Source organism: Candidatus Eisenbacteria bacterium (assembly GCA_020847735.1).
Classification (GTDB): domain Bacteria; phylum Eisenbacteria; class RBG-16-71-46; order RBG-16-71-46; family RBG-16-71-46; genus CAIXRL01.
This window is the reverse complement of the sequence record JADLBL010000021.1, coordinates 41,634-57,881: the sequence shown is the minus strand read 5'-3', so window position 1 is coordinate 57,881 and position 16,248 is coordinate 41,634. Positions and strand designations below refer to the sequence as shown.

15 protein-coding genes are annotated in these 16,248 nt (G+C 72.7%); 5 read left to right on the top strand and 10 right to left on the bottom strand.

The genetic code is table 11. The features are described from left to right. Positions 1–127: 127 nt before the first annotated feature. Positions 128–940: a cytochrome b/b6 domain-containing protein gene (locus tag IT347_11135; GenBank protein MCC6350130.1), complete on the top strand. Its 813-nt coding sequence runs from the start codon at positions 128–130 to the stop codon at positions 938–940. Then, complete coding sequence (locus IT347_11130; protein MCC6350129.1) at positions 927–1,949, top strand: molybdopterin-dependent oxidoreductase; 1,023 nt, start codon at positions 927–929, stop codon at positions 1,947–1,949. Before IT347_11135 ends, IT347_11130 begins: the two co-directional genes overlap by 14 nt. A gap of 62 nt (positions 1,950–2,011) precedes the next feature. On the opposite strand, the gene tsaB is transcribed toward IT347_11130, so the two are convergent. From tsaB to IT347_11115, 3 genes are read right to left on the bottom strand one after another with little or no spacing between them, the layout of a single operon-like run. Then, a complete protein-coding gene (gene tsaB, locus IT347_11125) occupies positions 2,012–3,238 on the bottom strand; it encodes a tRNA (adenosine(37)-N6)-threonylcarbamoyltransferase complex dimerization subunit type 1 TsaB (protein ID MCC6350128.1) in 1,227 nt (408 codons plus the stop codon). After that, the gene (gene tsaE / locus IT347_11120; GenBank protein ID MCC6350127.1) at positions 3,235–3,702 is read right to left on the bottom strand and encodes a tRNA (adenosine(37)-N6)-threonylcarbamoyltransferase complex ATPase subunit type 1 TsaE; all 468 of its coding nucleotides are present in this window, start codon (positions 3,700–3,702) and stop codon (positions 3,235–3,237) included. The genes tsaB and tsaE overlap by 4 nt, the downstream gene beginning before the upstream one ends. An 11-nt stretch (positions 3,703–3,713) precedes the next feature. After that, positions 3,714–5,312: a response regulator gene (locus tag IT347_11115; protein MCC6350126.1), complete on the bottom strand. Its 1,599-nt coding sequence runs from the start codon at positions 5,310–5,312 to the stop codon at positions 3,714–3,716. 193 nt (positions 5,313–5,505) lie between these two features. Between IT347_11115 and IT347_11110 the strand changes: the two genes are divergently transcribed. Continuing rightward, on the top strand, positions 5,506–7,185 hold the full coding sequence (locus IT347_11110) for a M28 family peptidase (GenBank protein MCC6350125.1): 1,680 nt from the start codon (positions 5,506–5,508) through the stop codon (positions 7,183–7,185). A gap of 122 nt (positions 7,186–7,307) precedes the next feature. Next, positions 7,308–8,180, top strand: a complete 873-nt coding sequence (locus tag IT347_11105) for a DUF4097 family beta strand repeat protein (protein MCC6350124.1) — start codon at positions 7,308–7,310, stop codon at positions 8,178–8,180. Positions 8,181–8,192: 12 nt separating this feature from the next. On the opposite strand, the gene IT347_11100 is transcribed toward IT347_11105, so the two are convergent. The 6 genes from IT347_11100 to ffh form a co-directional block, all read right to left on the bottom strand. Further along, positions 8,193–9,485: a HAMP domain-containing histidine kinase gene (locus IT347_11100; GenBank protein MCC6350123.1), complete on the bottom strand. Its 1,293-nt coding sequence runs from the start codon at positions 9,483–9,485 to the stop codon at positions 8,193–8,195. Between the two features lie 52 nt (positions 9,486–9,537). Further along, positions 9,538–10,821, bottom strand: a complete 1,284-nt coding sequence (gene serS / locus IT347_11095; protein ID MCC6350122.1) for a serine--tRNA ligase — start codon at positions 10,819–10,821, stop codon at positions 9,538–9,540. A 146-nt stretch (positions 10,822–10,967) separates the two neighbouring features. Further along, entirely contained in the window at positions 10,968–11,543 is a 576-nt protein-coding gene (locus tag IT347_11090; protein ID MCC6350121.1) for a DUF1211 domain-containing protein, read from the bottom strand. A gap of 15 nt (positions 11,544–11,558) precedes the next feature. Then, positions 11,559–11,894: a tetratricopeptide repeat protein gene (locus IT347_11085; GenBank protein ID MCC6350120.1), complete on the bottom strand. Its 336-nt coding sequence runs from the start codon at positions 11,892–11,894 to the stop codon at positions 11,559–11,561. A gap of 269 nt (positions 11,895–12,163) precedes the next feature. Further along, positions 12,164–12,565, bottom strand: coding sequence for a 30S ribosomal protein S16 (gene rpsP, locus IT347_11080; GenBank protein ID MCC6350119.1), 402 nt, complete (start codon positions 12,563–12,565; stop codon positions 12,164–12,166). 180 nt (positions 12,566–12,745) lie between these two features. Next, entirely contained in the window at positions 12,746–14,131 is a 1,386-nt protein-coding gene (gene ffh / locus IT347_11075) for a signal recognition particle protein (GenBank protein MCC6350118.1), read from the bottom strand. Positions 14,132–14,226: 95 nt separating this feature from the next. Here ffh and IT347_11070 point away from each other — a divergent pair, with 95 nt between their 5' ends. After that, the gene (locus tag IT347_11070; protein ID MCC6350117.1) at positions 14,227–15,408 is read left to right on the top strand and encodes an acyltransferase; all 1,182 of its coding nucleotides are present in this window, start codon (positions 14,227–14,229) and stop codon (positions 15,406–15,408) included. Positions 15,409–15,477: 69 nt separating this feature from the next. On the opposite strand, the gene rpe is transcribed toward IT347_11070, so the two are convergent. Then, entirely contained in the window at positions 15,478–16,143 is a 666-nt protein-coding gene (gene rpe / locus IT347_11065; GenBank protein ID MCC6350116.1) for a ribulose-phosphate 3-epimerase, read from the bottom strand. Positions 16,144–16,248 lie beyond the last annotated feature (105 nt).

The following is a 16,248-nucleotide window of genomic DNA, read 5'->3' as shown; positions in this document are numbered from 1 at the left end:
GGCACGGGACAGGGCCAGCCCCGCGCGCCCGGCGGCGCCGGACCGGCCGGCCGGCCCGCGCCGGCGCGACGGCGCCCCGCCGCGGCGGCCTTGCGCCGTGCCCGGAGTACCCCTCACAGTGCCGTGCATGTCCGAGATTTCGGCCCGGGCTCCGGCCGCACGGACACCGCCGCCCGAGTCCGTGCGCATCGCCCGCAAGCACCACGCCCTCGTCCGCTTCTCCCACTGGGCCAACGTTCCGCTGCTCGCAGGGCTCGTCGCTTCGGGGCTGGCGATCTACTGGGCGGCGCCGGTGTTCCGGCACGCGTTCGACCCGGCGAGCGGGACCCGCGACGGTCTGGCCACGCTCAGCGTCCGGATCGCCCGGCTGCTCCACGACACCGGCGGCGACCCGCGCAACTGGATCTACGACCACCTGAGCCTCGGCACCCGGATGCTCGCGACCTCGCTGCGTCTCCACTGGGCGCTCGCCTACCTGTTCATGGCGAACGGGCTGCTCTACGCGGTCGGCCTCGCCGCCGGCGGCGGCTGGCGCGCGCTGCTGCCGCGCCGCGGCGACGGCGCCGAGGCGTTCGCCATGCTGCGCTACTACCTCGGCGCGCTCCCGGCCGCGCTGCGGCGCCGTCCGTGGCCGCACCCGCCGGTGGCGGGCAAGTACAACGCGCTGCAGCGCGCGGCCTACCTGTCCATGCCGGTCTTCGGAGTGCTGGTCGTTGCCTCGGGCTGGGCGATGCACAAGCCCGTGCAGCTCGGCTGGCTCGAGCGAATGTTCGTGAACTACGACGGCGCCCGCGTGGTGCACTTCGTGTCCATGTGCGTGCTCGCCGTCTTCGTCGTGCCGCACGTGATCCTGGTCGCGGCCGACGGCTTCGACACGTTCCGCTCGATGATCACGGGCTGGACGAAGCGCCTGAAGGAGGACGGTCATGGACACGCCTGAGCGCCCGCGCGAGGACGAGGCGGCGCCCGCGGCGGCCGGACCGCGCGAACCCGCGGCGCCGGCCGCGACGCCGCCGCCCGGGGACGAGGCTCGCGAGCCCGACGCGCCGGCGGCGAAACCGGCCGCCGCCGCGCCTGCGCCCGTGCGGCGTTCGCCGTTCGCCGAGCCGCCGGAGACGGTCGAGTCCGTCCCCCGCAGGGCACTCGACGCGCGCTCGCGGCGCGACTTCCTGCTGTTCGCGCTCGGCGCGCTCGCGGCCGGTCTCGGCTCCTGGTGGCTGCTGCCCGATCGGACGCGTTCGCGGCTGCTGCCGCAGGCCGGGCACGACGTGCTCGACACGTTCGCCGCGCGCGTCGGACTCACCCGGGAGCGCCGCGAGGCGGCGCTGAACCACGCGCTCACCTTCGACGACGACGTCGCCGAGGCGCTCTATTCGCGCGACCGCCGCGTCCGCACGTACGAGCGTTCGGTGCCGGGAGCGCTGCGCAACAACTACAACGGCCGCACGCCCGGGCCGGAGTACCTCGCCTCGTGGCGGCTGCGCCTCTCGGGGCTCGCGGACGGCACGACGCGCGAGCTCACCGCCGGCGAGATCCTCGCGCGGCTCCCGTTTCGCGAGCAGCGCACGCGGCTTGTCTGCGTCGAGGGCTGGAGCTGCGTCGCCTGGTGGGGTGGCGTGCGCTTCGCCGACCTGCTCGCCGCCTATCCGCCCGCACCGGGCGCGCGCTGGGCTTCGATGCGCTCGGCCGTGAACCTCGACTATCGCGGCAATCCCGATCCCTACTACGTCTCCCTGGATCTCGAGACCGCACGCCACACGCAGACGCTGCTCGCCACCCACCTGGATGGCCGGCCGCTCACGGTCGCGCACGGCGCCCCGCTGCGGCTCGTCGCCCCGATGAAGCTGGGCCTCAAGAACATCAAGGCCCTCACCGGGCTCGAGTACACGGCCGCGGAGCCCCGCGACTACTGGGCCGAGCGCGGCTACTCGAAGTACGACGGTCTCTAGCGGGCCGCGGCGCGCGCGGCGCGCTGGACGCGGGGCATCGCGACCGTCCGCGAGGACGGCTGTCAGCCTTCGCCGCGCGCGATCGCCAGCGCCGTGTCGAGCGGCGCGGTCATGAGCAGCGCGTCCTCGAGCGGGTGGGTGTAGTAGCCGCGCCGCAGGCCGGCCAGCCGGAAGCCGTAGGCGCGGTAGAGGGCCTGGGCGGCGGCGTTGGACGCCCGCACCTCGAGCGTCACCGTGCGCACGCCGTGCGTCGCGCCGTGCTCGAACAGGTCGGCGAGCAGCGCGCGCGCGACGCCGTTGCGCCGCTGGCCCGGCGCGGTCGCGAGGTTCTCGAGACTCGCGGCGGGCTCGCCGACGGTGCTGACCGCGTAGCCGGCGATGGCGCCCTCGCGCTCGGCGACGCGCGCCCGCGAGAAGTAGCGGCCCGCCGCACTGCTCCGCTCGGGAGTGGTCAGCAGCTCGCGGAACAGCGATTCCGGCCACGGGTCGCCGAAGACGCGCTGCTCGATCGCGACGACCGCCGGCAGATCGTCCTCCCGCAGGTCCCGCAGCGTGATCGGAACCGCTCCCGAGACCGCCCGGCGAACCCGCTCCTCGGCCTGGGCCGAGCGCACGTACACCGGCTCCGCCTCGCGCCCGGCCGCGGGCAGGCCTCCGCCGGGGCCGTCCGGGAGGCGAACAGCGGCCGCGAGATCGAGGGCCGAGAGCCCGTCGTGACGGAACTCCAGCGCCGTCGAGGTCGGATGCCACCGCTCGAGCCGCTCGCGTTCGCGCCCCGCGCCGGGTCCGATGAAGCGCACCGTGTGCCCGGGAAGCAGCGCCAGCGCCTCGGCGACCGCCTCGCGCAGGGCCTCGGCGGGCAGCACGCGCGGCGCGGCGAGCTGCGAGGTGGCGCCGCGCGCGTCCACTCGGTAGAAGCCCGCGTAGACATCGCGCCGGCCGGCGTTGACAAGCGGCACGACGAGTGCGCGGCGCGCCGGCGAAGCGTGCGCGAGGGCTGCGAGGCTCGAGGCGCCGGACAACCGCGCGCCGGAGGCGAACGCGAAGGCCCGGGCCGTCGCCAGCCCGACGCGCACGCCGGTGAACGAGCCCGGCCCGAGGTCGGCCCCGACCCAGGCGAGCGAATCCGGCGCCGTCCGCGCTTCGGCCAGCGCCTGCATGACGAGCGGCGTGAGGCGGCGCGTGTGGCCGTGACCGACGTTCTCGACGAGGTGCGCGAGCACGCCGTCGGGCGAGACGACCGCGACCTCGACGTGCTCGGTGGCGGCCTCGATCGCGAGCCCGGTCACGCGCGCTCCGGCAGCGCCCGCCAGGCGGCGAGCAGTTCGCGGCCGCGCACGGAACCGGCCGCGGGCAGGGAGGCCTCGATCTCCCGCAGGTCTCCCTCCCCCGGCGTGAAGCGCAGCGCCAGCGCGTCCGCCAGCCAGTGGGCCGGCAGGCGCTCGCCCCACTCGACCACCAGCGCGCCCTGCTCGGCGTATTCGTCGAGTCCGAGCCCGTCCACCTCGCCGGTGACGAGCCGGTAGAGGTCGAGATGATACAGGCGCGGCGTGCCGGCGTACTCGTTGACGAGCGTGAACGACGGGCTGCGCACGCGCGCCTTCGGGTCGAGGCCGCGCGCCAGACCGGCCACGAACCGCGTCTTGCCGGCGCCCAGCTCGCCGTTCAGCGCGAGCACGTCGCCGGCGCGCAACGCCGGAGCGAACGCCGCGCCGAGGCGTTCGGTCTCCCCGACCGACGCGGTCCGCCGCACCCCTGTCGCGCTCACGTTCCGGTTCGCGGGGCCTTCGGCCGCAGCGTCACCAGCGGCAGGATCATCTCCTCGATGGACACGCCGCCGTGCTGGAACGAGCCGTGGTACTGGCGCTCGTACTCGTGGAACTTCGTCGGATAGACGAAGTAGTAGTCCTCGCGCGCGAGCACGTAGTTCTTGCTCACCGCGTCGTCGGGCAGCAGGTACTCGGCCGGCTTGCGCACGATGATCGCGTTCTTGGCGTCCGTGTTGAGGTTGACCCCGAACTTGTAACGCAGGTTCGTGCTGGCCTCGCGGTTGCCGTACACGAGCGCCGACCGCCGCCCGAGCACCGCGCCGTGATCGGTGGTCACCACCACGGTGCAGTCCTGCGTCGCCAGCGCCTGGAAGATCTCGTACAGGGGCGAGTGCGTGAACCACGCCTTCATCACCGCGCGGAACGCCGCCTCGTCGGGCGCCAGCTCCTGCAGGATGTCGCTCTCGCTGCGGCCGTGCGCGAGGATGTCGAGGAAGTTGAACACCATCGAGACCAGCGGCACGCCGCCGAACGAGTTGATCTGGCGCCGCGTCGCGTGCGCCTCGTCCACGTCGTAGATCTTGAGGTACTTGGGCGGCGTCGCGGGCGTCGCGCCGAGCCGCTCGAGCTGGAAGTCGAGCAGCTGGCGTTCGAAGCGGTTCCGCGCGCGCTCGTCGCCGGCCGTCTCCTGCCAGAGGTCCGGGTGGCGGCGCTGCATGTCGGCGGGCAGCAGGCCCGAAAAGATGGCGTTGCGCGAGTAGGGCGTCGCGGTCGGCAGGATCGAGCAGTAGTACTCGCGCTGGACCTCGAACCAGTCCTCGAGCAGCGGCTCGAGCGTGAACCACTGGTCCAGGCGCATGCAGTCCACGATGATGAAGATCACCCGCCGCCCGGCCTTGAGGTGCGGCACCACCGCGCGGCGCACGACGTCGGTCGAGAGCGTCGGCCGGTTCTCCGTCCCGCCCTTCGACGCCGCCTGGACCCAGCCCGGGTAGCGCTCCTCGATGAATTTCGAGAACTCGGCGTTGAGCCCGCGCCGGAAGTCCCCGTGCGCCTGCTGCAGTCCGGCCTCGGGCGCCCCGTCGAGCGAGACGTCCCACTTCGAGACCTCGACGGCGAGGTTCGACCAGCCCTCCCAGTCGAGCCGGCGCAGGTCGAGCGACTGCCAGCGCTGCATCTCGCCCACGTACTCGCGGGCGCGCTGCGAGTCCTGCAGCTTCTGCGCGTCGAACACCCGCTTGCAGGCGAGGAACACCTGCGACGGATTGACCGGCTTGATCAGGTAGTCGGTGATGCGCCTGCCGATCGCCTCCTCCATGAGCGTTTCCTCCTCGCTCTTGGTGATGAGGATGACCGGCAGCGCCGCCTCGCGGGACTTGAGTTCGGCCAGCGTCTCGAGGCCGCCCAGGCCCGGCATCATCTCGTCAATGAGCAGGACGTCGAAGTGCTCCCGGGCGAGCGCGGTGAGCGCGTCGTGGCCGCTGGGCACGGCGGTGACTTCGTAGCCCTTCTGCTCGAGGAACCGGATGTGCGGCTTGAGCAGGTCGATTTCGTCGTCGGCCCAGAGGATATGTCGGCGGGTTTCGGTCGGCATGGCGTCCCGTGTGTGCGGCGGGGTGGGTCGGGGGTCGCGGCGCGGGCATGTTCGGCGGCCCGGCGGGACCGGTCAAGGCCGGGCGTTCACCCGCGACGCCGTCCGGCCCCCCGCCGGTCCGTGCCGCCCGCGGCGAACTGCACTACATTGCCCTCCGGGTCGCAGTTCCTTCACCGCCCATCGCGAGGCCGACGTGATCACGTGCCGAGACTTCCGCGCGCTCCCCGTGGCCGTCCTGTTCGCCGCGGCGTTCACCGCGCTTGCGGCGGGAACCGCACCGGCGGCGACGCCGGCACAGCCGATTCCCGCCGCCGTCACCGCGGCGGCCGGCGAGATCGCGGGCGGCCGCCTGCACGCCGACGTGGCGTTCCTCGCCGACGACCTGCTCGAGGGCCGCGGCACGGCGACGCGCGGCTACGACCTCGCCGCGGCCTACGTCGCCGCGCGCATGGCCGCGCTCGGCCTCGAACCCGCGGGCGACTCGTTGTTCCACCAGCGCGTGCCGCTGCGCCGCGCGGTGCTCGACGAGGAGCGCACGACGCTGTCGCTCGTCCGCGGCGAGGCCGAGCAGCCGCTTGCGCTCGGGCGCGACGCCCTGGTCCAGCCCGACTTCCTGCGCGAGGTCTGGTCCACCGACGCGCCGATCGTGTTCGCGGGATTCGGCGTTTCGGCGCCCGAACTGGGGCACGACGACTTCGCCGAGCTCGACGTGCGCGGCAAGGTCGTGGTCGAGTTCCGCGGCGCGCCGCCCCGCTTTCCGCACGACGAGCGCGCCTACTACTCGCACAGCCTCGTCAAGGAGCAGGCCGCGGTCTCGCGCGGCGCGGTGGGAATCCTGCAGGTGCTCAAGCCCGCCGACCAGGTCCGCCAGCCGTGGGACCGCACGCGCCGGCAGTCGCGTCTGCCGAGGTACCGATGGGTGGACGAAGGCGGCGCACCCGCGAACGTGCAGGCGCTTCTCGAGCTGAGCGCGCGCCTCTCACCCGACGGCGTCGCGGCCGTCTTCGCGGGCGCGCCGAAATCGTTCGGCGACGCGGCGACCGCCGCCGATTCGGGTCAGGCGGGCGGGTTCGATCTCGAGCCGCGCGTGCGGGCCCGGGTGGTGACCCGCCAGTCGGCCGCGGCGAGCGCGAACGTGCTCGGCCTGCTGCGCGGTTCCGACCCGCGCCTCGCGAACGAGGCGATCGTCGTCAGCGCCCACCTCGACCACCTCGGCATCGGCCAGCCGGTGGACGGGGACTCGATCTACAACGGCGCCTACGACAACGCCTCGGGCACGGCGATGATGCTCGAGGTCGCGCGCGCGTTCACGCGCCTGCGCATCCGCCCGCGTCGCTCGATCCTGTTCGTGGCGCTGACCGGCGAGGAGAACGGACTGCAGGGCTCCGACTTCCTCGCCCGCAGGTCCGCCCCCGCGGGCCTGGACCTGGTCGGCGACATCAACCTCGACATGATCCTGATGCTGAACCCGCTGACGCGCGTCGTCGCCATCGGGGCCGAGCACTCGAGCCTCGGGCCGGTGCTCGAGCGGGCCGCCAGACTGGCCGGCCTCGCGGTCGTGCCCGATCCCTCGCCCGAGGAGGTCGTGTTCGTGCGCAGCGACCAGTTCTCGTTCGTGAAGCAGGGCGTGCCCGCGATCTTCCCCGTCTCGGGCGACGACGGCACCCCCGAAGCGGCCGAAGCCGTGCGCAAGTGGAGGGAGGAGCGCTACCACGCTCCGGGCGACGACCTGGCGCAGCCGTTCGACTGGGAGGGCGGCGCGCGATTCACGCGCATGGCCTTCCTCGCCGCCTGGCTGGCGGCCGACGCCCCGCAGGCCCCGCGCTGGATCGAGGGCGACTTCTTCGGGCGCCGCTTCGGCGCGCGGCGCTGACTCCCGGCTGCCCGGCCCCACCCGGCGCGAAACAGCCGGGGGCGGGCCTGCGCCGAGAGCAACCCGCGCCACCGACTCGCCGTAGAGCCCGTCGTCCGCCACCGACCTCGGGAGGTTCTTTCATGCGCCCCATCGTGTTCACCGCCGCCGCGCTCGCGGCCCTCACGCTGGCCACCCCGGCCCACGCCGCGAAGGTCCGCGACTGGAACAAGTCCTGGAACGTGTCCAGCACGCCGGTGATTCGCATTGTGACCGACGAGGCCAGGGTCCGCGTCCACCGCGGCGAAGGCGGCAGGGTGGTCGCGCGCGTCCACTACTCGGTCAGCTCCTGGGGCCTGACGAGCGGCCCGCGCGAGCCGAAGGTCGAACTCGAACAGTCGGGGGACACCGTGCGCATCGTGGCGCGCGAGCAGCACGACTGGGTCGTCTTCGGCGCGATCGAAACGAAGTTCGAAGTGGACGTGACCGTCCCCGGGGATTGCGACCTGTCGGCGCGCAGCGGCGACGGCAGCATCAACTGCGAGGCACTGCAGGGCGCGATCGCCCTCGAGTCCGGCGACGGCGCCATCCGCGCGACCGGCCTGCGCGGCGACGTCGTGCTCATGAGCGGCGACGGCGGCATTGACGCCGACAGCCTCGACGGCTCACTCCTCGCGCGCACCGGCGACGGCCGGCTGCGCGTCGCGGGGCGCTTCGACCGGCTCGACCTGCGGACCGGCGACGGCCGCCTCGAGGCCACCGTTCGCGCCGGCTCGCAGGCGGCCGAAGCCTGGAACGTCGAGAGCGGCGACGGTTCGATCACGCTGCGGATTCCGCGTGACCTGAGCGTCCTGCTCGACGCCGGCACCCGGGACGGCGCGTTGCGCGTGGACCTGCCCGTCACGACCCGGGGCGCGATCCGCCACGACACGCTCGCCGGCTCCCTCAACGGCGGCAGCGTTCCGCTGCGGGTGCGCAGCGCCGACGGCGACATCACGCTCGCGCTGTCGCCGTAGCGCCGGCCGGCGTCAGGTCGGGAAGCGAATCACCATCACGGTGCCCTGGCCCGGGGCGCTGCTGCGGATCTCGATGCGGCCCGCGTGGTACTCCTGCACGACCCGCCGCGCCAGCGCCAGTCCCAGCCCCCAGCCCCTGCGCTTCGTCGAGTAGCCGGTCTCGAACGCCCGTCGCTGCTGCTCGCGCGTCATGCCGCGGCCGTTGTCGCTGACGGTGATCTCGACCTCCTCGGTCTCGGCCCGGCGCTCGACCGCGACCTCGATCACCGCCGGCCGCTTGTCCACGGCGTCGAGCGCGTTGATCAGCAGGTTTTCGACCGCCCACTCGATGAGCTCGCGGTTCAGGTTGATGGGCGGAACCTCGCCGTAGCGCTCTCGCAGCTCGAGGCCGCCGGCCCGCTGCGGCAGCCGGCGGCGCACGTAGGCCGCCGCCTCGCGCACGACCGGCGTCACGTCCTGCAGCTGCAGCTGCGGGGCGGAGCCGATCTGGCTGAAGCGCTGCGCGATCCGGCTGAGCCGCTCGATGTCGCGCTCCATGTCGTCGAGCGTCTCGCCCAGCTCCTGGCGGGGAATCGTCGCCGGTCCGCCCGCCGGCGCCGACTCGACGTGCGCGCGCAGCAGCTCGACCCAGCCGAGCAGGCTCGACAGCGGCGTGCCCAGCTGGTGCGCCGTCTCCTTCGCCATGCCCACCCAGATCGTGCGCTTCTCGGCCGCGCGGATGCCCGCGAGGCCCGACATGCCGAGCAGCAGCAGCAGTCCCGTTCCGCCGACGGCCAGATACGGCATCCAGCGCAGCCGGTCGAGCACCGGCGGCTCGCCATAGTGCAGCATGCCGAGCACGCGTCTGGTGTTCGGCTCCGTCATCGGGATCGGGGCATGGCGCCGGTCCAGCTCGGGGATGCGCGCGCTGACCTTGCGGATGCGCGCCGAGACGGGCGGCGAAATCGGCAGGCCGATCGTCAGGCTGTCGAGCGACTCGCTCGGCACCAGCGCCGGATCCACCCCGACTTCCCGCCAGGCGCGCGGCAGCCCCGTCGTGTCGGTGATGACGATCGGGAAGTCGATGTTCGCGATGACATCGGTGAAGATCGCGCGGATCTGCGGGTTGTCGGTCGCCGGGAACGAGGCCTGCGCGCACAGGCGCGCGAGCACGCCGGAGGTCGTCGAGACCTGCGCCGACAGCCGCCCCACCATCTGGTTGGTGAACAGGAAGACCGCCGCCACGAGCAGTCCGCCGCCGACAAACAGGCCGGTCCTGAGCAGCAGCGTGCCGCGCAGCGGTCCGGGTGCGTCCGGCTGTTCCATGGGGCGAGGGCCTCCCGGGCGGCGGCCCTCGGGCCGCCGCTCCACCGCGGGGTCAGGCGTTCGCCGGCCTCAGTTCCTCGAGGCCGCCGAGGTACGGACGCAGAGCCTTCGGGATCGCCACCGACCCGTCGGCGCGCTGGTGGTTCTCGAGCAGCGTCGCGAACGTGCGCGGCAGCGCGACGCCCGACGCGTTGAGCGTGTGCGGGTACTCGACCTTCGCCCCGGCCTCCCGGCGGAAGCGCATGCCCATGCGGCGCGACTGGAAATCCTCGAAGTTCGAGCACGAGGAACATTCCAGCCAGGCGCCGGTGCCGGGCGACCAGACCTCGAAGTCGTAGCACTTCGCGGCGGCGAAGCTCATGTCGCCGCTGCACAGCAGCACGACCCGGTAGGGCAGCTCGAGCGCCTCGAAGACGTCGGCCACGTCGCGCGCCAGCGATTCGTGCTCGTCGTAGCTCGTCTCGGGCGGCACGATCCGGACCAGCTCGACCTTGTCGAACTGGTGCACGCGCACCATGCCGCGCGTGTCGCGGCCGGCGGCACCCGCCTCGCGGCGGTACGAAGCGCAGTACGCGGTCGCGCGCATCGGCACCGTGCCGGGCTCGAGGATTTCGTCGCGCCAGATGTTCGTGACCGGCACTTCCGCCGTCGGGTTGAGGAACAGGTCGTCCTCGCCGATGTGATACATGTCGCCTTCCAGCTTGGGCAGCTGCCCGGTGCCGTACAGCGCGGCGCGGCGCACGACGTGCGGCGGCGAGTACTCGCGGTAGCCGTGCCGGGTGGTGTGCAGGTCGAGCATGAAGGCGATGAGCGCCCGCTCGAGGCGCGCGCCGAGGCCGGTGAAGAGCAGGAATCCCGAGCCCGAGATCTTGCTCGCGCGGTCGAAGTCGAGGAGCCCGAGGTTCGTGGCCAGGTCCCAGTGGGGCTTCGGCTCGAAGTCGAACTTCGGCACCTCGCCCCAGGTGCGCACGAGCTGGTTCTGCGCCGCGTCGCGGCCGGGCGGCACGCTCGCGTGCGGCAGTTGCGGGATCCAGCCCGCGAGCGTCGTGCTTTCCTCCTCGAGCGTGCGCAGCTCGGCGTCGAGCTCCTTGACGCGCTCGCCGACCGCGCGCATCTCGGCGATCTGCGCCGAAGCGTCCCCGCCGGACTTCTTGAGCCCGGCGATCTCCTCGCTCGCGGCGTTGCGCTTCGCCTTGAGCTGCTCGGTCTCGTGCAGCAGCGCGAGCCGCCGTTCCTCGAGCTGATAGAAGCGGCCGAGGTCCACCGTCATGCCCTTCAGGGCGATGCCGGCCTCGACCTTGTCGCGGTTGGCGCGCAGGAATTTCAAGTCGTGCATGGGGTCCCCGTCCCGGAAGGAAGGCCGCGCGGCCCGCAGCGGCGCGGCGCGAACAGGCGCGCAGAGCAAACCCGAAACGACAGCACGGCGCAAGCGCGCCGGCGCGGCCGGCACGGCCCCGGACCGGCGCGGGCCGCGCGGATCCGTCAGGGCTTCAGCGTGTCCTCGATGCGGCGATCGGGAACCAGCCAGACGACCGCGACCGCCGCGTACAGGGCGAGCGCCAGGCCGGGCACGAAGAACGTGGTCGCGAGGGCGGTCAGGTACATCACGACCGAGATCCTGCCCTTGAAGTCGCCGCCGATGGCGCGCGCCAGCGCCGTCTCGGAGCCGTGCAGCGCCAGCAGCGCGCGCACCAGCAGGTAGTAGGCGATCGCCGCCATCAGCAGCACGACGCCGTAGGCGAACGCCGGCACGGCGCCGAAACCGGTCTCGCCCATCCACGCCGTCACGAACGGCAGCAGCGACAGCCAGAACAGCAGGTGGAGGTTCGCCCACAGCACCCGGCCGTTCACGTGCTGCACCACGTGCAGCAGGTGATGGTGGTTGTTCCAGTAGATCCCGACCATCACGTAGCTCAGGACGTAGCTGAGGAACACCGGCCACATCGGCAGCAGGGCCCTGAAGCTGGGCTCGTGCGGAACCTTCAGCTCCAGCACCATGATGGTGATGATGATGGCGACGACACCGTCGCTGAAGGCTTCCAGACGCCCTCGGGTCACGACTCCTCCGTGAGCTCAGGGGTGGGCGGTGCTGTCCTCGAGCTGAGCGCCCGCGAGCGCGCGCGCCTTCGCGTAGGCCTGGCGTGCCTCGTCGTCCCGTCCGAGCTTCGCCAGCGCCATGCCGAGGCCGTAGTAGGCGGCCGGATCGTCGGGTTCGGCGACCGCGGCGCTCGCGTAGCGGCGGGCGGCGGTCGCGAACTCGCCGGCGCGATAGGCGACGTTGCCCGAATCGATCAGCGCCTGCGAGCGTTGGAACGAGCCGGGCCGCGCGGCCGGGGGCGCGCCGCGGGCGCAACCGGCGACCGGCGTCAGGGCGAGCAGCGCCGCGAGGGCGAATCCGGGTGCGCGCATGGGAGCGGCACTATGCAGAGGCGGCGACTCCCGGGCAAGCCCGCGGGCGGGTCACGGCGCGGGCGCCGCGGGCGTGCGCGCACGCCCCAAGCGAAAGCCCCGCTGCCGTCATGGCCTCGGGGCCGGTGCTGGATCGAGGGGTGCTTCGCGTTCGCCGCGGTCTGGACCTGGCGGTTCGACCGCATCAGGCGCCTGCTGGCGCCCAGGGTGCGTGGGTCACGTCCGTGTCGCGCGTTCCCGGCGTATGCGAAGCACGCGCCGGCGAACCGTTACTTCTTCTTCGGCTTCGGCTTCTTCGGGTTGGCCTTCTTCTTCACGCGCGCCGCCTGGTTCTTCTTGCGGCGATCGGTGACCTTGCGCGGCTTCGCCCGCGTGGCCGGGGCCTTCGCCGCCTCGCCGTCCTTCTTCGTCGGCTTGCTCGCCCGCGCGGCGTAGATGCCGGCGCGGCGGAACAGCGACGCCGCCTGTTCGGAGGGCTGCGCGCCCTGCGCGATCCAGCCCTTGACCTTCTCCTCGTCCATCTTGACCGCGAACGGCTTCGCGATCGGATCGTAGTAGCCGAGGATCTCGACGAACCGGCCATCGCGCTGACGGCGGGAGTCCGCGACGACGATCCGGTAGAAGGGCCGCTTCTTCGCGCCGGCCCGCTTCATGCGAATGACGACCGCCATGCTGTGTTGCCTCCAGTCGGAATGCCTTCGGGTCCGCGCGGCGCGGACCGATTTCGCGCTTCGGTGCTTCCCGCGACGCCGCCGTGATCGCCTGGCGCGCGCACACCGGGCGCGCGCCCACGGGGCCGCAAAGGGCGGGCATAGTGCCCTATCGGGCGGCCCGCGCGCAACCCGGCCGAACTATCTGGGGCGCATCCGCCCGCGCAGGCCGGCGAGGCCGCGCGGGCCCTTCTTCAGGGCCTTCATCATGGTTCGCGCCTGCTCGAAATCGCGGATCAGGCGGTTCACGTCGGAGACGTGCGTGCCGCTGCCGGCGGCGATGCGGCGGCGGCGGCTGCCGTCCAGCAGCCGCGGATTGCGGCGCTCCTTGATCGTCATGCTGCACAGGATCGCTTCGTACTGCCGGAAGGTCTCCTTCTGCGGGCCCAGCTTCGCCGCGGCGTCCTTCGGCACGCCGGGCATCATCTTGAGCAGATCCTCCAGCGGCCCCATCTTGCTCACCTGCCGCAGCTGCGCGAGAAAGTCCTCGAGCGTGAAGTCCGACTTCTTCATGCGCTCGGCCAGCTTGAGCGCGTCCTGCTCGGTCACCGCCTGCTGTGCCTTCTCCACCAGGCCGAGCACGTCACCCATGCCGAGGATGCGGCCGGCGAGCCGGCCGGCGTTGAAGACCTCGAGGCCGTCGAGCTTCTCGCCGGTACCCAGGAACAGGATCGGCTTGCCGGTCACGTGACGCAGCGACAGCGCCGCGCCGCCGCGCGCGTCGCCGTCCATCTTGGTCAGCACGAGCCCGTCCACGCCGACGCGGGTCGCGAACGTCTCCCCGACGCGCACCGACTCCTGTCCGATCATGCCGTCCACGACCAGCAGCACCTGGTGCGCGCGCACGATCTTCTTGAGTTCGGCCAGCTCGGACATCAGCTCCTCGTCGATGTGCAGGCGCCCGGCGGTGTCGAGCACGAGGAAGTCGAAGCCGCGCCGGCGCGCCTCGTCGAGCGCGCCGGCGGCGATCGCCGCCGGCGGAGTGCCCTCGGGCGCGCGCCAGAAGCCGGCGCCGGCGTGCTGGGCGACGCGCTCGAGCTGGTCGATCGCGGCCGGGCGGTAGACGTCGGCGCTGGCGAGCAGCGTGCGTTTGCCGCGGGCCTTGAGCCACACGGCGAGCTTGCCCGCGAACGTCGTCTTGCCCGAGCCCTGCAGACCCGCGAGCAGCACGACGGTCGGGATGAAGGGCGAGCCGGCCAGCGTCACGGTCGTGTTGCCGAGCAGCTTCTCGAGCTCCTCGCGCACGACTCCGACCACCTGCTGCCCGGGCGTCAGGCTCCTGAGGACGTCCTCGCCCACGGCGCGCTCCTCGACGCGGGCGACGAACTCCTTCGCCACCGCGACGGGCACGTCGGCCTCGAGCAGCGCCCGGCGCACCTCGCGCATGGACTCGCGGATGTTGTCGGGCGTGAGGCGCGCCTGCCCGGTCAGCTTGCGGAGGATGCCGGTGACGCGCTCGCTGAGCTGTTCGAACACTGCGGGATTCTCCTGCGGGAAGGAAGGGGCGGGAACCCTATCACAGCGCATCGCCCGGCCTGTACGCGCGTGGACGGCGCGTGTAGCGTGCGGCGCGCCGCGCCCGGTCCGCACCAGCGCGGCGGCGTCCCGCGACGAGGAGGGCCATGAAGGAGATCCGCGCACTCACCACGCTGCGGGCGCTGGCCGCGCTGCTGGTGTTTCTCTATCACTACCAGGCGCTCTACGTGGAGGAAGCGCGCGCGGCCGGCCGGACCCTGTGGGATCCGTTCCTGCCGATCTGGCGCTCGGGCGCGGTCGGCGTTTCCATTTTCTTCGTGCTCTCCGGGTTCCTGATCACCCGGCTCTATTACGACCGTTTCGCCGCCGGCGCCGTGACGCTGCGCGAGTACTTCGTCAAGCGCGTCGCCCGCATCGGGCCGTTGTTCCTCGCGTTCGCGGTCCTGCAGCACCTGGGAATGATCTTCTTCGGCGAACGGCCGCAGGCGTCGTGGCTCGTCACCCTGTCCATGACGCAGGGCTTCTTCTGGGACCTGCGCTACCGCGGCCTGCCGACGGCGTGGTCGCTGACGATCGAGGAAAGCTTCTACGCGGTCGCGCCGCTGCTGTTCGCGGCGATCGCCGGGCTCGCGCTACGGCGCGCGCCGCCGTCCGCCCGCCTGTCGCGCCGCGACGGGATCGCGCTGCTGTCGGTCCTCGCCGCCGCGACGCTGGTCCTTGCCGGCGCGGGCGCGCTCGTCCTGGCGGTCGTGACCGCGAAGCACTGGACGCCCTTCGGCTTCATGGCCGATCCGGAGCACGTCCTGCACGCGACGCTGGCCGGACGCTTTCCCGAGTTCGCGATCGGCATGACCTGCGCCTTCCTGCACCGCGACGGCTGGCCCGAGCGCGCGCTGGCGGGCCATCGCGCGACCCGGGCGGCGCTCGGCGCGTTCGCGGGGATCGTCGCGCTCATGGCGGTCAAGGACGCCGCGGCGCGCGCCGACGCGATGTTGGCCGGCCTGGCCTCGAGCCTCGGGATCGCGATGCTGGCGGGCCTGCTGATCCTGGCGCTGACCCGCGAGGACCAGCCGGTTGCGCGGGCGCTCTCGCATCCGCTGGGCGTCGCTCTGGGAAAAGTCTCGTACGGCTTCTATCTCATCCAGACGAGCCTGCTGGCCGCGCCGTTCGTGGGCCTCGCCGAGAAGCTGGGGCCGCTTCGCCTGCCGGCGGAGTACGTCTTCCTGAACCTGGTCTGCGCGTTCTTCTACGCGCGGCTCGAGCGTCCGCTGCGGAGCGAGATCGTCCGGCGCTGGTCGGGCGGCAGGCTGGGAGACGCGGCGCGCTGAGGACAGCCCGGCGCCGCCGCCCTGTCGCGAAGGGTCGCGGGCGTCGCCGATTCGAACTTCCCCGGCTCGCTACGTCCCGATCGCCTCGCGCAGCGACGCCAGGGCCGCCCGCGAATCGCTCGCGTGGAACACGCTGTTGCCGGCGACGAACACGTCGGCGCCCGCGGAGCGGGCGAGGCGGGCCGTCTCGCTGTGGATGCCGCCGTCCACTTCGATCCGAAACGCCAGGTTCTTCTTCGCGCGCTCGGCGTGCGCGGCGCGGACCTTGTCCAGCATCCCGGGCATGAACGACTGGCCGCCGAAGCCCGGCTCGACCGTCATCACCAGCAGCGTGTCCAGGTCGGGCAGGTAGGGCGCGACCGCCCCGAAGGGCGTCGCGGGCTTGAGCGCGAGTCCGGCCTTCGCGCCCGTCTCGCGAATCTGGCGCAGGACCTCGCGCGTCTCGGCGCAGGCCTCGAGGTGCACGGTGATCTGGTCGGCGCCCGCCCGGCGGAACTCCTCCACCATCGCCCACGGCCGCTCCATCATCAGGTGCACGTCCACGAACGCCCGCGTGAGCTTGCGCGTCGCCGCGATCAGGATCGGCCCGAACGTCAGGTTCGGCACGAAATGGTTGTCCATCACGTCGCAGTGCACCCAGTCGAGCTCGGGATCGGCGATCGCCAGTTCCTCGGCGAGCCTCGAGAAATCGGCCGACAGGATGCTGGGCGCGGCGATGGGAGCGGTGGCGTTCATGCGCGGCATGCTGGCCGAACCCCGGCGCGCACGCAACCGGAACGCCGCGCTCGCAGCGGGTTCCTATCGCCGGACCCTCCCCGCCCGACGTGCGAACGGTCCGCG

Excerpts from the sequence above, each read along its gene's own strand:
- IT347_11135 (MCC6350130.1), top strand. The coding sequence starts at position 128 with ATGTCCGAGATTTCGGCCCGGGCTCCGGCCGCACGGACACCGCCGCCC.
- IT347_11130 (MCC6350129.1), top strand. The coding sequence starts at position 927 with ATGGACACGCCTGAGCGCCCGCGCGAGGACGAGGCGGCGCCCGCGGCG.
- IT347_11115 (MCC6350126.1), bottom strand. The coding sequence starts at position 5,312 with ATGCCGACCGAAACCCGCCGACATATCCTCTGGGCCGACGACGAAATC.
- IT347_11105 (MCC6350124.1), top strand. The coding sequence starts at position 7,308 with ATGCGCCCCATCGTGTTCACCGCCGCCGCGCTCGCGGCCCTCACGCTG.
- IT347_11100 (MCC6350123.1), bottom strand. The coding sequence starts at position 9,485 with ATGGAACAGCCGGACGCACCCGGACCGCTGCGCGGCACGCTGCTGCTC.
- serS (MCC6350122.1), bottom strand. The coding sequence starts at position 10,821 with ATGCACGACTTGAAATTCCTGCGCGCCAACCGCGACAAGGTCGAGGCC.
- IT347_11085 (MCC6350120.1), bottom strand. The coding sequence starts at position 11,894 with ATGCGCGCACCCGGATTCGCCCTCGCGGCGCTGCTCGCCCTGACGCCG.
- rpsP (MCC6350119.1), bottom strand. The coding sequence starts at position 12,565 with ATGGCGGTCGTCATTCGCATGAAGCGGGCCGGCGCGAAGAAGCGGCCC.
- ffh (MCC6350118.1), bottom strand. The coding sequence starts at position 14,131 with ATGCGCTGTGATAGGGTTCCCGCCCCTTCCTTCCCGCAGGAGAATCCC.
- IT347_11070 (MCC6350117.1), top strand. The coding sequence starts at position 14,227 with ATGAAGGAGATCCGCGCACTCACCACGCTGCGGGCGCTGGCCGCGCTG.
- rpe (MCC6350116.1), bottom strand. The coding sequence starts at position 16,143 with ATGAACGCCACCGCTCCCATCGCCGCGCCCAGCATCCTGTCGGCCGAT.